11 protein-coding genes and 4 tRNA genes are annotated in these 13,577 nt (G+C 56.0%); all 15 read right to left on the bottom strand.

Annotated features, from left to right (window positions below; genetic code table 11):
• Nucleotides 1-486: 486 nt before the first annotated feature.
• Nucleotides 487-563: transfer RNA gene (locus tag AC6HVW_RS19790), tRNA-Pro, on the bottom strand.
• A 76-nt stretch (nucleotides 564-639) separates the two neighbouring features.
• Nucleotides 640-726 (bottom strand) — tRNA-Leu (locus AC6HVW_RS19785).
• A gap of 47 nt (nucleotides 727-773) precedes the next feature.
• Nucleotides 774-849 (bottom strand) — tRNA-His (locus AC6HVW_RS19780).
• Nucleotides 850-919: 70 nt separating this feature from the next.
• A tRNA-Arg gene (locus AC6HVW_RS19775) sits at nucleotides 920-996 on the bottom strand.
• 135 nt (nucleotides 997-1,131) lie between these two features.
• On the bottom strand, nucleotides 1,132-2,535 hold the full coding sequence (gene thrP / locus AC6HVW_RS19770) for a bifunctional threonine/serine APC transporter ThrP (RefSeq protein WP_071681743.1): 1,404 nt from the start codon (nucleotides 2,533-2,535) through the stop codon (nucleotides 1,132-1,134).
• A 347-nt stretch (nucleotides 2,536-2,882) separates the two neighbouring features.
• Nucleotides 2,883-3,623 (bottom strand): lipopolysaccharide N-acetylmannosaminouronosyltransferase, encoded by a 741-nt coding sequence (wecG, locus tag AC6HVW_RS19765; protein ID WP_021807753.1) that lies wholly within the window; start codon nucleotides 3,621-3,623, stop codon nucleotides 2,883-2,885.
• An 8-nt stretch (nucleotides 3,624-3,631) separates the two neighbouring features.
• A complete protein-coding gene (wzyE, locus tag AC6HVW_RS19760; RefSeq protein ID WP_021807752.1) occupies nucleotides 3,632-4,999 on the bottom strand; it encodes an ECA oligosaccharide polymerase in 1,368 nt (455 codons plus the stop codon).
• A complete protein-coding gene (locus AC6HVW_RS19755; RefSeq protein ID WP_037376579.1) occupies nucleotides 4,996-6,081 on the bottom strand; it encodes a TDP-N-acetylfucosamine:lipid II N-acetylfucosaminyltransferase in 1,086 nt (361 codons plus the stop codon). Before AC6HVW_RS19755 ends, wzyE begins: the two co-directional genes overlap by 4 nt.
• On the bottom strand, nucleotides 6,078-7,328 hold the full coding sequence (wzxE, locus tag AC6HVW_RS19750; RefSeq protein ID WP_059199111.1) for a lipid III flippase WzxE: 1,251 nt from the start codon (nucleotides 7,326-7,328) through the stop codon (nucleotides 6,078-6,080). The genes AC6HVW_RS19755 and wzxE overlap by 4 nt, the downstream gene beginning before the upstream one ends.
• A 1-nt stretch (nucleotide 7,329) precedes the next feature.
• The gene (gene rffA, locus AC6HVW_RS19745; protein ID WP_037376578.1) at nucleotides 7,330-8,460 is read right to left on the bottom strand and encodes a dTDP-4-amino-4,6-dideoxygalactose transaminase; all 1,131 of its coding nucleotides are present in this window, start codon (nucleotides 8,458-8,460) and stop codon (nucleotides 7,330-7,332) included.
• The gene (gene rffC / locus AC6HVW_RS19740; protein ID WP_071681739.1) at nucleotides 8,447-9,166 is read right to left on the bottom strand and encodes a dTDP-4-amino-4,6-dideoxy-D-galactose acyltransferase; all 720 of its coding nucleotides are present in this window, start codon (nucleotides 9,164-9,166) and stop codon (nucleotides 8,447-8,449) included. The genes rffA and rffC overlap by 14 nt, the downstream gene beginning before the upstream one ends.
• Entirely contained in the window at nucleotides 9,144-10,025 is an 882-nt protein-coding gene (gene rfbA / locus AC6HVW_RS19735; RefSeq protein ID WP_021807749.1) for a glucose-1-phosphate thymidylyltransferase RfbA, read from the bottom strand. Before rfbA ends, rffC begins: the two co-directional genes overlap by 23 nt.
• Before the next feature lie 66 nt (nucleotides 10,026-10,091).
• Complete coding sequence (gene rffG, locus AC6HVW_RS19730) at nucleotides 10,092-11,159, bottom strand: dTDP-glucose 4,6-dehydratase (RefSeq protein WP_021807748.1); 1,068 nt, start codon at nucleotides 11,157-11,159, stop codon at nucleotides 10,092-10,094.
• Nucleotides 11,156-12,418: a UDP-N-acetyl-D-mannosamine dehydrogenase gene (wecC, locus tag AC6HVW_RS19725; protein WP_024484184.1), complete on the bottom strand. Its 1,263-nt coding sequence runs from the start codon at nucleotides 12,416-12,418 to the stop codon at nucleotides 11,156-11,158. Before wecC ends, rffG begins: the two co-directional genes overlap by 4 nt.
• Nucleotides 12,415-13,545 carry a non-hydrolyzing UDP-N-acetylglucosamine 2-epimerase gene (gene wecB, locus AC6HVW_RS19720; protein WP_021181555.1) on the bottom strand — a complete coding sequence of 377 codons (1,131 nt, stop codon included), beginning with the start codon at nucleotides 13,543-13,545 and terminating at the stop codon, nucleotides 12,415-12,417. The genes wecC and wecB overlap by 4 nt, the downstream gene beginning before the upstream one ends.
• Nucleotides 13,546-13,577 lie beyond the last annotated feature (32 nt).

The following is a 13,577-nucleotide window of genomic DNA, read 5'->3' as shown; positions in this document are numbered from 1 at the left end:
AGCCCGTACCGCTTCGGAGAGTGATGAGTAAGAAGAAAAGCCGGGCATTACGCAGAGAAATCAACGAACTCGATCGATCCCCAAAAGAGAGGAAGTTGTCTGGAGCGCCCGATTAGCCCGTACCGCTTCGGAGAGTGATGAGTAAGAAGAAAGGCCGGGCATTACGCAGAGAAATCAACGAACTCGATCGATTCCCAAGTCTGGAGTGCCCGATTAGCCCGTACCGCTTCGGAGAGTGATGAGTAAGAAGAAAGGCCGGGCATTACGCAGAGAGATCAACGAACTCGATCGGTTCCCTCTCCCTGTGGGAGAGGGTTAGGGTGAGGGGCCAGCACGATATCTCAGGTATCGGACGCCCACCCTTTCCGCCAGTATAAAAAGCAAAAAACCCGCTCATTGCTGAACGGGTTGCTGAACGGGCGCGGCATGCAGCGCCCCTACAATAGACGTAAAAAAGCCCGCTTTAAAAGCGGGCTTTCTTGAAATTGGTCGGCGAGAGAGGATTCGAACCTCCGACCCACTGGTCCCAAACCAGTTGCGCTACCAAGCTGCGCTACTCGCCGATTTCTTGTTGCTGATACTACCGAACTTTACAGCCTATGTCTATGTAAATATTAAATTTATCAGACATTTTGTGTGTGGTGCGAAGAGAGGGACTTGAACCCTCACGTCCGTAAGAACACTAACACCTGAAGCTAGCGCGTCTACCAATTCCGCCACCTTCGCACTGTCACAAAACAGCTTTCAATTCTTTTACTTTACCCTAGGTAAAGTGGGGTGGCTAATGGGGCTCGAACCCACGACAACTGGAATCACAATCCAGGGCTCTACCAACTGAGCTATAGCCACCATAACTACTTTATCTACTGCTTACTTCACGCGGTAATCATACCACCGCAGCTCCTGCGCACAAAATTAATGGCGCGCCCGACAGGATTCGAACCTGAGACCTCTGCCTCCGGAGGGCAGCGCTCTATCCAGCTGAGCTACGGGCGCGTAGCGCCGTTGCGGGTGGGGATACTACGGTTTTATGCCCATCCTGTCTAGTGCTTTTTCTCAGAAATGTTGAGTTCGCTGACCCTTTGCTCACTCTTGCAGCAGAAAGGGCCCGGCAAGGCCCTTTTCTTATGGTTAACGCTGACTTTCTGTCCGCTTTTCAGGCTGATGATGGACTTTGTGCATCCCGAAGACAAAGTAGCACAGGCTCACCGCAGCCAGGAAAATCATCCCCACCACCAACGAAATCCGCGTATCCGGATTGATCCCCATGCCAACCAGCACACAAATCAGGAAAGCGATGGTCAGGTAGTTCATGTAAGGGAACATAAATGACTTGAAGCTGTGAGTCTTCATCGCTTCTTTGTGGGCTCGGCGGAAGTAGATCTGGCTGATCAGCACCACGAACCACGGCATCATGCCCGGCAGCACGCTGGCGCTATAGACATAGACGAACACCTGCTGAGGATTGGGAATAACGTAGTTCAGCGCAGACCCCGCCAACAGGCAAATGATGGTGATGGCAATACAGTTGACCGGCACGCCGCTGGCAGAAAGCCTGGTCAATGCCGCAGGCAGTTGACGGTTCTTGGCCAAGGCATAGAGCATGCGGCCGCCGCTATACATGCCGCTGTTGCAGCCGGAGAGTGCGGCGGTCAGCACCACAAAGTTGATGATACCTGCTGCAGCAACAATACCAATCTTGGCAAAGGTCAGCACAAACGGGCTGCCAGCGGTGCCGATACCGTTCCACGGGAAGATGGTGACAATCACGAAGATGGCACCGACATAGAAAATCAGGATGCGCCACAGGATGTTGTTGATCGCCCGTTTGAGCGTTACCTGCGGGTTCTTGGCTTCCCCGGCGGTAATGCCGACCAGCTCAACTCCCTGGTAAGAGGCCACCACGATACACAGCGCAAACAGGAAGCCTTTCCAGCCACCGGCAAAGAAGCCGCCGTGAGCCGTCAGGTTGGCAAACCCGGTCGGCTGCCCGCCGTTGCCGAAGCCGAAGAAGATAACCCCCAAGCCCACCAGGATCATCACGATAATGGTGGTGACCTTAATCATGGCAAACCAGAACTCCAGTTCACCGTACAGGCGCACCGCCGCCAGGTTGGCTAACGCGACCATAGCGACCGCAATTAACGCAGGCAGCCACTGCGGTATCTCTGGGAACCAGAACTGCACATAGACGCCGATAGCCGTGATTTCCGATATCCCCACGGCAAGCCACATAAACCAGTAGCCCCAGGCGGTGAGGTAGCCGAAAAAGGGGTTCATATATTTGTGCGCATAGACGGCGAAAGAGCCCGCCACCGGCTCCAGGAACAACATCTCGCCCATCGAGCGCATGATGAAGAACACAAACAGGCCGGCGATGATATAGGCCAGCAGCACCGAAGGCCCGGCCCATTTCAACGTACTGGCTGACCCCATAAACAGACCCACGCCGATCGTGCCGCCCAGGGCGATCAGCTCTATATGTCGCGCTTCTAACCCGCGATGTAAACCCGGTGGCTTTTCTTTGCTTGCCATAAATCCTCAGTTATATTTTTTATGATGTTGTTTGCCTGCCGATCGGTGCCGGTCATTATTGTTTTAGACAAGTTGAGTGTAATTCCCCCCCGCCGGGCAAAACGGAACTTAAGGAGTCATCCGCACAATTTAATGGCGGAGAAGTGCCGCTGCGGCCTGGGGAAATTTTCGGGCGCTATGGTTTCGCATTTTGCCGCCATAAGCAAACCGCAAATTAAAACCTTATGGAATAAGTGACGAGGGAATGATTAACCGAGGTTATAGCTTTGACCACGTTATGGCCGATAGGGAGATTATTTGCGCAAGACAGACGCTGGAGCAACGGAGTGGCTGCTCCAGCCGAAGGATCACATCTTGCCGGTATAGTAATAACCGACGAACTTGAGTAGCCGAAGTTGGCGGCGAATACGGCTCGGCTGGCTGAGCAGGCGATAGAGCCACTCCAGGCCCAGATTCTGCCACACCTTGGGCGCACGCTTCACATGGCCGGTAAACACGTCATAGGTGCCGCCAACCCCCATATACAGCGCCTGGGGATGTACCTTGCGGCAATCCCGCATCAGGATTTCCTGCTTGGGCGATCCCATTGCCACGGTCACGATAGCCGCGCCGCTGGCACGAATGCGTTCAAACAAGGCATCCCGCTGTTCTGGTTTGAAGTAGCCATCCTGGCTGCCAACCAGATTCACATTCCACTGACTACGCAGCTTCTGCTCGGTCTCTGCCAGCACCGAAGGCTTGCCGCCAACCAGAAACACTGGCGTACCTTCCTGCCCGGCGCGCTGCATCATGGCTTCCCACAGATCGGCCCCAGCCACGCGCGACACCTCCGCGCCAGGATACTTGCGGCGGATGGAGCGCACCATGCTGATGCCATCGGCATATTTGTACTCAGCCTCATCCAGCAAGGCATGTAGCGCCGGATCGGTTTCTGCATTGAGGATTTTCTCGGCGTTCATCGCTACCAGGGTGCCTTGCTTGACCCTGCCACCGTCGAACAGAAAATCCATGCACTGCGCCATGTTGCGAAAGCCCCACAGGCTGAAACCGCGCAGCTCATACTTGGGAACCGAAATGTTTGCTTCCATTGTCACTATTACCTTGGCACAAGGGAGTTGGCTGCTGGAGCCAACGCGCGCTTGCGCATAATTCGAGTCTTGATAAGCCCGGCAGCATCAAACAGCCAGTACAGTAATTTTGCCAATATCAGGCAGGCACCAAAAATGATGCAGAAGAACACTACGCGTGAGACAAACGAATCGACCCCCTCACGCGCCAGCACGATGATATTAAACACCGCACCAAAGCAGAACCCTTGCAAAATCGCCGCCTTAAAGCGGTTCTGTTCACTTTTGCCCAGCTCATACAGCCAGTCGAACCACTTGATGATCAGGCCCACCACAATGGCGCCCAGTGGGATAAACAGCACCCCACCCATCACCACCAGCGAGCCAATCAGCGTTGGGGAAATCGCCAGCCCGGAATGGTTGTCCAACACTTCCCAGGTAAAGTAGTTGGCAGTATTCAGCACCAGATCCGGCCGCCCCGGCCATAGCCAGGCAGGGATAAAGACATAGAAATCACGCACGATTGGGGCCAACCCCTGGAAATCGATCTTGTCGTAATTTTGCAGCAGTAGCCCCAGGTTCTCCCACGGCGAGAAGGTATCACGGGTCAGATACAGGAAAGTGTAGAACGCTTCCGGGCCGCTGACATCCAGGCTATAGCGTTTCAGCGCCAGCCAGAACATGCCGACGATGCCGAACACCCCGGCGGCTACCAACATCCACAGCGAGATCCAGCCGCGCACAATGCCGATAAACAGGAATAGAGCGAACGCGATGATGATGTTGGCACGGGTACCGCCCACGATCACGTAGGTCAGAATGCCAAACGCCACCGTGGCCGCCAGGAAGAAGAACCAGGCGCGCAGATCCTGCTTCAGGAAATAGACCACCAGCATCGCCGGGATGAAGAAGTAGAAGAAGCGCTTGAGCGCCACCCCTGACACATCGCTGGAGAAGATTTGGCTGTAGGAGTTGAGCTTGAACAGCAGGAAGCCGTTCTGCATAAAGAAGATGCCCACGGTGCCGATCGCCACCAGCGCCAGCAATATCCAGGTGATATGCGTCTCAACCCGGTTCATGGTGAACACCGGCTTATGCGGCTGGCCAGTGCGTTTACGCAACCGCGTCTTGTAGCTGACGTAGTAAATCGCGTAGAAGGCGGTAGCCGAAAGGATGGCGTATAGCAGGAACTCTACCGGCACCACGGCCACGTCAAACTGGAACACCAGCAGGCAGGTCAGCGGGAAGCCAAAGTAAAACGTCAGCAGATAGAGCAGGGAAAAGAAGACGTTAAAGTTGAAGCGGACGCGCCGAAACTCCTGATAGGTCAGGGTCAGCACAAACAGCGCCCCGATCAGATAGACGACAAACAGCCCGCCAAACTGTGCCAGCGTCATGGGTTTTCCCCCGCCGCCAGCGCCAATGCCTGCTGCCAGCCATCCACGTAGTTCGGATTGAAAAAGGCGATAGACTGCTTATCCAGCGTTGCCAGTTGGCGCTGTGATTCGCGCACCACGGCTTCATCCAGCGAGTCGCCATAAAACAGCACCGGCAAATGCTGCTCGGCCAAGTCCTGCCAGAACGGATTCTTGCGGCTCAGTACAAAAGGCACGCCAAACTGGATCAACAGGCACAGCGTACCGATCCCCTGCTGGCGATCGAAAATGAAGTAGCCGAGATCGCACTCACGCAGGATATTGAGATAATCGTCAAACGCCACCTGCTGGGTCAGCAGTTGCAGATTCTGTTCGGAGAACAGCTTCAGACCCGCCGCGCGCACCTGGGCAATATAGGCGTCGTTATTGGCCGGATACCCCATCGGCAAAATCACCCGCACCTTGTCACCAAATTGCTGATGGATCGCCTGCAACGCCTCAATATGGCGGTTGGTGGTATCACCAGAGTTGCCCACCAGGATAGTCATCGGCCCAGCCAGGTTCTTTTCGACTTCGATACCTGTCAACGCTGGGTCCATCCGCGTCGGGAAATACAGCAGCGAGGCCGGAACGCGTGCGTGCCGCTGCTGATAGTGGATCAGGTCGCCTCGGGTAGCAAACACGTGTCCCACCCGCCCTTGGGCAATGCGGCGCAGCACGTAGAACAGGCGGTATTTCCAACTGGTGGCGTTTTCATACAGATCGGCCCCCCAGATATGCCAGCTCACCTGGCGCGGCTTGATCTTGCCGCTCAGCAAGGCCAGCCACAACGTTGCGTTAAACTGGCCATGCAGGAACAGGCGAGTGTCACGGTTGGCCTTGGCACGGGCAATCACTGCCTCTGCCAGGCTCTTTTTGCCAGGGAAAGCCTCGATGGTCAGTTTGGGAAAGTGACCCAACGCGGCCACGTCTTTGGCTGCCACCATGAAGTGACACACTTGTTCTGCGGGCAGGCGGTCAGCCAGCACGTCATTAAAGAAGCGCAGCACCGTCTGATTATGATGCGGGATATCAGATCCCAGTACGTGGATTAGTATGGTCATACTCGTCTACGATAAAGAATAAATACGCAGCTACAGAGCGCAAAATACACGATGTAGGTTGCCATATAGGCCTGTGCCGCCCCTAATGCGCCGTGCAGCGGGATCAGCCAGTGCGAGAACAGCGTCAGCAAGGCAAACTGGCTGACCTCTGTCAGAATATAAAAACGGAGCGACGCCTTGGCGATCACCAGGTAACCGAAGACGTAGGCCCCGACTTTCAGCACGTCCCCCACCAGTTGCCAGGCGAACAGATCGCGCATGGCAACGAATTTCTCAGAGAACAGCAGCCAGATGGCGAAGTCACGCAGCAGCCAGACGGTAAAGCTGGCAGCGGCGACCGCAGGCAGCACAAACTTCAGCGAGCGCACGATCTCCCGCGAAATGGCGCTTTTCTCTTGCAGGCGCGACAGCGTTGGCAGCAGGTAAACGGTGAAAGAAGCGGTAATAAACTGCAGGTAGGCATCGGAGATACTGCTCACCCCTTGCCAGATCCCCACTTCGTCCCAGCCGTAATGTTCCGCCAACAGGTTACGCATCATTACATAGGCAACCGGCAAGGTCACGGAGGTGATCAGCGCCATCAGGGTAAACTTACCGAGATGGCTGGCCAGCGCCTTATCCCAGGCCAGCGCCAGATAACGCAGCGGCAGCGCCTTGCGCCGCCACAGCATGAAACCAGCAGGCAACACCACCAGGGCAGGAACCAGAGCCAACCCGGCCAACGCGCCTTCATAACCGCCCAGCTTAAAGCATAGCGTAAAGGCCACCACGCCGATCAGGCTACCGGCGATCACCGCCAGCGCGTTACCCATCGCATCGCGATAACCTTTGAGGATCGCCAGGAACAGGTTGGCGTAGGCAATCCCCATCTGGATAAAGGCCACCGCCCGCACCACGTTCACATAGTCGCCATGGCCAAACAGCCCACGGCTGATCGGCTCGGCAGCAAACAGGAACACCAGCGCCAGCAGGGTTGAGAAACCCAGCACGATGCTGGATGCGGTGCCCACCGCCATCCGCAACCGCTGCGGATCCTGATGATATTCCGCCACATACTTGGTAATACCGTTAAAAATCCCGGCCCCCGACAGCACGCCCAGCACGGTGATCAACTGGCGGAAGTTACCCGCCTGCCCAACCCCGCTGGGGCCGAAGGCCACCGCCAGCATTTTTACCACCAGCAACCCCACGCCAATTTTGATCAGCGTGGAGCCAGCGGTCCAAATCGATGCTTTTGCCAGTGACATATCAGGCGAGGAAGCTCAGGATGGTATTGATCACCGTACGTTGATTGACGTCTGACATGTTAAAGAACAGCGGCAGACGCACCAGACGCTCGCTCTCTTTGGTGGTGAAGCGGTCTTCGCCGGAGAAACGGCCAAACTTCTCACCCGCTGGGCAGGCGTGCAGTGGGATGTAGTGGAACACCGACATGATTTCGGCTTCTTTCAGGTAGTCGATAAACGCGGTACGATCCTGCACGTCTTTCAGCTTGATGTAGAACATATGGGCGTTGTGCACGCAGTTGGCCGGAATGACCGGCAAGGCGATACGCCCTGAGTCCGCCAACGGTTTCAATGCATCGTAATAGTTCTGCCACAGCTTCAGACGACGCTGGTTGATAGTCTCGGCGGCTTCCAGCTGCGCCCACAGATAAGCGGCTTGCAGATCTGACATCAGATAGCTGGAACCAATATCGCGCCAGGTATATTTGTCTACCTGACCACGGAAGAACTGGCTGCGGTTGGTGCCTTTTTCACGGATCACTTCGGCACGATCGATCAGGGCAGGGTCGTTAATCAGCGTCGCGCCACCTTCACCGCCAGCGGTGTAGTTTTTGGTCTCATGGAAACTGAAGCAGCCGATATGGCCGATAGTCCCCAAGGCTTTGCCTTTATAGGTCGACATCACGCCCTGCGCGGCATCTTCCACCACCATCAGGTTGTACTTCTTCGCCAGCGCCATGATGGTGTCCATTTCACAGGCTACGCCAGCGTAATGCACCGGCACGATGGCGCGGGTTTTATCGGTGATCGCCGCTTCGATCTTGGTCTCATCGATGTTCATGGTGTCTGGACGCAGATCGACAAACACCATCACCGCCCCGCGCAGCACAAAGGCGTTAGCGGTGGACACGAAGGTGTAACTCGGCATGATCACTTCATCACCCGGCTGGATATCCAGCAGGATGGCGGCCATTTCCAGTGACGCGGTGCAAGACGGCGTCAGCAGCACTTTCGGGCAGCCAAAATGCTGTTCCATCCACTGCTGGCAGCGACGGGTAAAACCACCGTCACCACAGAGTTTGCCGCTGCTCATCGCAGCCTGCATATAATCGAGTTCCGTGCCAACAACCGGTGGAGCGTTAAATGGGATCATGTAAACCTCTATAGAACCAATACGCGGTGCTTTCTAGGGTGGCACCGTGCCGTTGATAGAGCCGTAACGCGGCAATATTACTTATTTGAGTCGCGATCCGCAGGCGCTGCAGCCGTTGCTGCTGGCACCAGGCGATCGCGGCAGTCATCAGCCGAGAACCGGTCCCTTTACCTTGTACACCTGGGAATGCCGCCAGCAGGCCGATACGCGCCTCTTGCTGGCCAATATCACGCAGGCTGACAAACCCTTCTGGCTCCCCATCGCTACCCAGCACCAGCAGGCACTGATGGTCAAACGTCCCCAGCACCGCTTTTTCAATCCAGGTGGCGTAAAAACGCCCGCTGTCCTGCGGCTCATACCAAGGCGCGCGAAAACGGCTGGCGGCAAAAACCTTGGCCGCCACCGAACGCAACAGTGGAATATCTTCGGGCTGGGCGATGCGGATGGCCGGTAAATTCAATGCACAATCTGTGCCAATTGCCAGGGCAAAGTCCACTTCGCCCTCTACCAGCCGAAACCCCACGCTAGCCAAACCATCGGCCAAATCTAGACGCTGGGCCGGGATCTTGGCCTGAACCAGCGCAAACGCATCCAGTTCAGTTGCCGTAAGCGCAGGAGCAGCATCGTCAAAATGCAATTTGGCGCTGGTGAGTTGGAAATACTCGCTTTCCCAGCCCAAAGGCTCAATATTGGCGTGGACGGACATGCAGTAAATCCAGTAAGTATTTACCATAGCCGGTTTTGGCTAACGCCTGCGCCGAGCGTCTTACGCCATCATCATCCAGCCAGCCGTTACGCCAGGCGATCTCTTCCAGACAGGCAATCTTGAACCCCTGGCGCTTCTCTACCGTCTGCACAAAGGTACTGGCTTCGATCAGGCTGTCGTGGGTACCGGTATCGAGCCAGGCAAAACCACGCCCCAGCAGCTCGACGCTCAGCTCGCCACGCTCCAGATACATCTGGTTGATGCTGGTAATTTCCAGCTCGCCGCGTTCGGAAGGCTTCACCTGCTTGGCGAAATCCACCACCTGGTTGTCATAGAAATAGAGACCGGTGACCGCCCAGTTGGACTTCGGCTTCAACGGCTTTTCTTCAATCGACAGCGCGCGGAAGTTATCGTCGAACTCCACTACGCCAAAGCGCTCTGGGTCCATGACCTGGTAACCGAATACCGTGGCACCTTTCAGACTCTGGACCACGCTTTTGAGTTTCGGGCTGAAGCCCTGGCCGAAGTAGATATTGTCGCCCAGCACCAGGCAGCACGGCTCGCCGCCGATAAACTCTTCGCCAATCAGGAAGGCCTGCGCCAACCCGTCCGGGCTCGGTTGTTCGGCGTAGCTGAGGTTGATACCAAACTCTTCACCGCTGCCCAACAAACGGCGAAACGAGGGCAGATCTTCAGGCGTAGAGATAATCAGAATATCGCGGATCCCGGCCAGCATCAGCACCGAGAGCGGATAGTAAATCATCGGTTTATCGTAAATGGGCAGCAACTGCTTGGAGACGCCGCGGGTGATCGGATGCAAACGCGTCCCCGAACCGCCGGCTAGAATAATACCTTTCATCATGACTCCTGAACTTCCGCTAGCCGCACGGCGCTTATAGCCTTCCGTGCGTTTACCTAGATAGGATTATTGGTTTAGCCCTAAACGCTCGCCTGCATAGGAACCGTCTTGCACGCGGCGCCACCAGGTTTCATTGTTCAGATACCAGGAAACCGTTTTGCGGATGCCGCTTTCAAAGGTTTCCTGTGGGCGCCAACCCAGTTCACGTTCAATTTTGCCCGCGTCGATGGCATAACGCATATCATGGCCTGGGCGATCTTTAACGTAAGTGATCAGATCGCGATATTTCGCCACGCCCTGCGGTTTGTTCGGTGCCAGTTCTTCCAGCAGATCGCAGATGGTCTGTACCACTTCGATGTTTTTGCGCTCGTTGTGGCCGCCGATGTTATAGGTCTCCCCTATCACACCTTCTGTCACCACCTGATATAACGCCCGCGCATGGTCTTCCACAAACAGCCAGTCACGCACCTGCGCACCATCGCCGTAGACCGGCAGCGGTTTGCCGGAGATGGCATTAAGGATCACCAGCGGCACCAGCTTCTCTGGGAAGTGGTAAGGGCCGTAGTTGTTGGAGCAGTTGGTCACGACGGTAGGGAAGCCGTAGGTACGCAGCCAGGCGCGCACCAGGTGGTCGCTTGAGGCCTTGGAGGCAGAATACGGGCTGCTTGGCGCGTAAGGCGTGGTTTCGGTAAACAGATCGTCGGTACCGTGCAGGTCGCCGTACACTTCATCGGTAGAGATATGATGGAAGCGGAAAGCCTGCTTTTTCTCTGCCGCCAGCGCCTGCCAATAATGGCGGGCAGCTTCCAGCATGGTGTAAGTACCCACGATGTTGGTTTCGATAAAGGCCGCCGGGCCGTCGATCGAGCGGTCAACGTGGCTTTCTGCCGCCAGGTGCATCACGAAATCCGGCTGGTACTGGGCAAAAACGCGGTCTAGTGCGGCACGGTCGCAGATATCTACCTGCTCGAAAGCATAGCGCTCGTTGTCCGCTACACCCGCCAGCGACTCCAGGTTACCGGCATAGGTGAGCTTATCAACCACCACCACGCTATCGCGGGTCCCCTCGATGATATGTCTTACCACGGCAGAGCCGATAAATCCGGCCCCGCCGGTGACCAAAATACGTTTCAACGCCAAACTCCTTTGGTATCCACGATCCAGGACTGCTTAATCTCTTCCGGCCTGATGGCCTTGAATTCTTTATGATCGACCAGCATGACGATCACATCCGCCTGCTGTAAGGCCTCAGGCAGTTTTTTCAGCGTAACGTGGCCCGCCAGTGACTTCGGCAATTGCTCAACGTTAGGCTCGACCGCCAGGGTTTCACCCACGTGCCAATCGGCAATCAGGTGGGCTACTTCAACCGCCGGGCTTTCACGCAGGTCGTCGATATTAGGTTTGAACGCCAAACCGAAGCAGGCAATTTTCACTTCAGAAGCGCGCTTGTTGGTGGCCGCCAGGCAATCTGCCACGGCTGCCTTGACTTGATCGACCACCCAGAGCGGTTTGCCGTCGTTTACCAGGCGCGCAGTATGGATCAGACGAGCCTGCTGCGGGTTCTGCGCCACGATGAACCAAGGGTCAACGGCGATACAGTGCCCGCCCACGCCTGGGCCAGGTTGCAGAATGTTGACGCGCGGGTGGCGGTTGGCCAGGCGGATCAGTTCCCACACGTTAATGCCCTGCTCGGCACAGATCAGCGAAAGCTCGTTGGCAAACGCGATGTTAACGTCGCGGAAGCTGTTTTCCGTCAGTTTGCACATCTCGGCGGTGCGCGAGTTGGTGATTACACACTCACCTTCGAGGAAAATCTTGTACAGCGCGCTGGCGCGCTCGGAGCATTTTGGCGTCATCCCGCCAATCACGCGGTCGTTCTGAATCAGCTCAACCATCACCTGCCCAGGCAGCACGCGCTCAGGACAGTAGGCAATGTTCACGTCGGCCTGCTCACCGGCATCCTGCGGGAAGCTCAGATCGCTACGCGCCTCTGCCAGCCACAGGGCCATCTGTTCGGTAGCGCCCACCGGTGACGTGGACTCCAGGATCACCAGGTCGCCCTTTTTCAGTACCGGTGCCAATGACTTGGCGGCGGCTTCAACGTAGGCCAGATCGGGTTCGTGATCCCCTTTGAACGGCGTTGGTACGGCGATCAAGAACGCATCGGCCGCCAGCGGTTTAGTCACCGCCTGCAGGTAACCGCCTTCTACCGCTTCTTTTACCACGCGATCCAAATCAGGTTCGACGATGTGGATGGCACCGCGGTTAATGGTATCTACCGCGTGCTGGTTAACATCTACGCCCACCACTTTTTTCTTGCGGGAAGCAAACGCCGCCGCCGTTGGCAAACCAATATAGCCCAAGCCAATAACTGAAATAGTGTTAAAACTCATAGTGTCACCTGATGATTCTTTAAAGCTTCGAGGATACGTTGGCAGGCATGCCCGTCACCGTATGGGTTATGCGCCCGGCTCATGGCGTGGTATTCGCCTTCGTCTGTCAATAACCGGGTTACCGCATCAACAATTTTAGCTACGTCCGTTCCCACCAGCTGTACCGTGCCGGCATCTACCGCTTCTGGCCTTTCGGTGGTATCACGCATCACTAACACCGGTTTACCCAGCGATGGCGCCTCTTCCTGAATGCCGCCCGAGTCGGTCAGGATCAGATAAGATCGCGTCATCAGATAGACAAACGGCAGGTAATCCTGCGGATCGATCAGAATGATGTTATCGATCCCCTTCAAAATACGGTTAACCGGCTCGCTGACGTTCGGGTTGAGATGCACCGGATACACCACCTGCACGTCAGGATGCTGAAGAGCAATCTCGGCCAAGGCGCTACAGATGCGCTCAAACCCACCGCCGAAGCTTTCGCGGCGGTGCCCAGTCACCAGGATCAGCTTTTTGTTGGCATCCAGGAAAGGATAACGCTGGTCAAGGCTGCTGCGCAGCTCTGGGTTGTGCATGATGCGGTCGCGCACCCACAGCAACGCATCGATCACGGTGTTACCCGTGACGAAAATATGGTCGTCCCGCAGCGATTCACGTAACAGGTTCTGCCGCGAATTTTCGGTTGGCGAGAAGTGATACATCGCCAAATGCCCCGTCAACTTGCGGTTGGCCTCTTCAGGCCAAGGAGAATAGAGATTACCGGTACGCAGGCCCGCTTCGACATGCCCCACCGGGATACGCTGATAAAACGCCGCCAGGCTGGTCGCCATGGTGGTCGTCGTGTCACCGTGAACCAACACCACGTCCGGCTTGAAGTCCTCCAGTACGCCTTTGATCCCTTCCAGAATGCGGCAGGTGATTTCACTCAGCCCCTGGCCCGGTTTCATAATATTCAGGTCGTAATCCGGTACGATTTCAAACAAACGCAGTACCTGATCCAGCATCTCGCGATGCTGTGCCGTAACGCAGACTCTTGACTCAAAGGCATCATCCTGAGCCAGAGCATGTACCAGAGGTGCCATTTTGATGGCTTCCGGTCTGGTGCCAAAAACAGTCAACACTTTCACAGCGAATCTCTTTTGGTCGGTGAAGTGCAGGC

Source organism: Serratia sp. NCCP-200 (genome assembly GCF_059697885.1).
The sequence above is the reverse complement of the archived record's forward strand: the minus strand, read 5'-3'. Positions and strand labels throughout refer to the sequence as shown.

What these genes read in the sequence shown, in the direction of transcription:
- thrP (WP_071681743.1), bottom strand. Translation starts at nt 2,535, where the DNA reads ATGGCAAGCAAAGAAAAGCCACCGGGTTTACATCGCGGGTTAGAAGCG.
- wecG (WP_021807753.1), bottom strand. Translation starts at nt 3,623, where the DNA reads ATGGAAGCAAACATTTCGGTTCCCAAGTATGAGCTGCGCGGTTTCAGC.
- wzyE (WP_021807752.1), bottom strand. Translation starts at nt 4,999, where the DNA reads ATGACGCTGGCACAGTTTGGCGGGCTGTTTGTCGTCTATCTGATCGGG.
- AC6HVW_RS19755 (WP_037376579.1), bottom strand. Translation starts at nt 6,081, where the DNA reads ATGACCATACTAATCCACGTACTGGGATCTGATATCCCGCATCATAAT.
- wzxE (WP_059199111.1), bottom strand. Translation starts at nt 7,328, where the DNA reads ATGTCACTGGCAAAAGCATCGATTTGGACCGCTGGCTCCACGCTGATC.
- rffA (WP_037376578.1), bottom strand. Translation starts at nt 8,460, where the DNA reads ATGATCCCATTTAACGCTCCACCGGTTGTTGGCACGGAACTCGATTAT.
- rffC (WP_071681739.1), bottom strand. Translation starts at nt 9,166, where the DNA reads ATGTCCGTCCACGCCAATATTGAGCCTTTGGGCTGGGAAAGCGAGTAT.
- rfbA (WP_021807749.1), bottom strand. Translation starts at nt 10,025, where the DNA reads ATGAAAGGTATTATTCTAGCCGGCGGTTCGGGGACGCGTTTGCATCCG.
- wecC (WP_024484184.1), bottom strand. Translation starts at nt 12,418, where the DNA reads ATGAGTTTTAACACTATTTCAGTTATTGGCTTGGGCTATATTGGTTTG.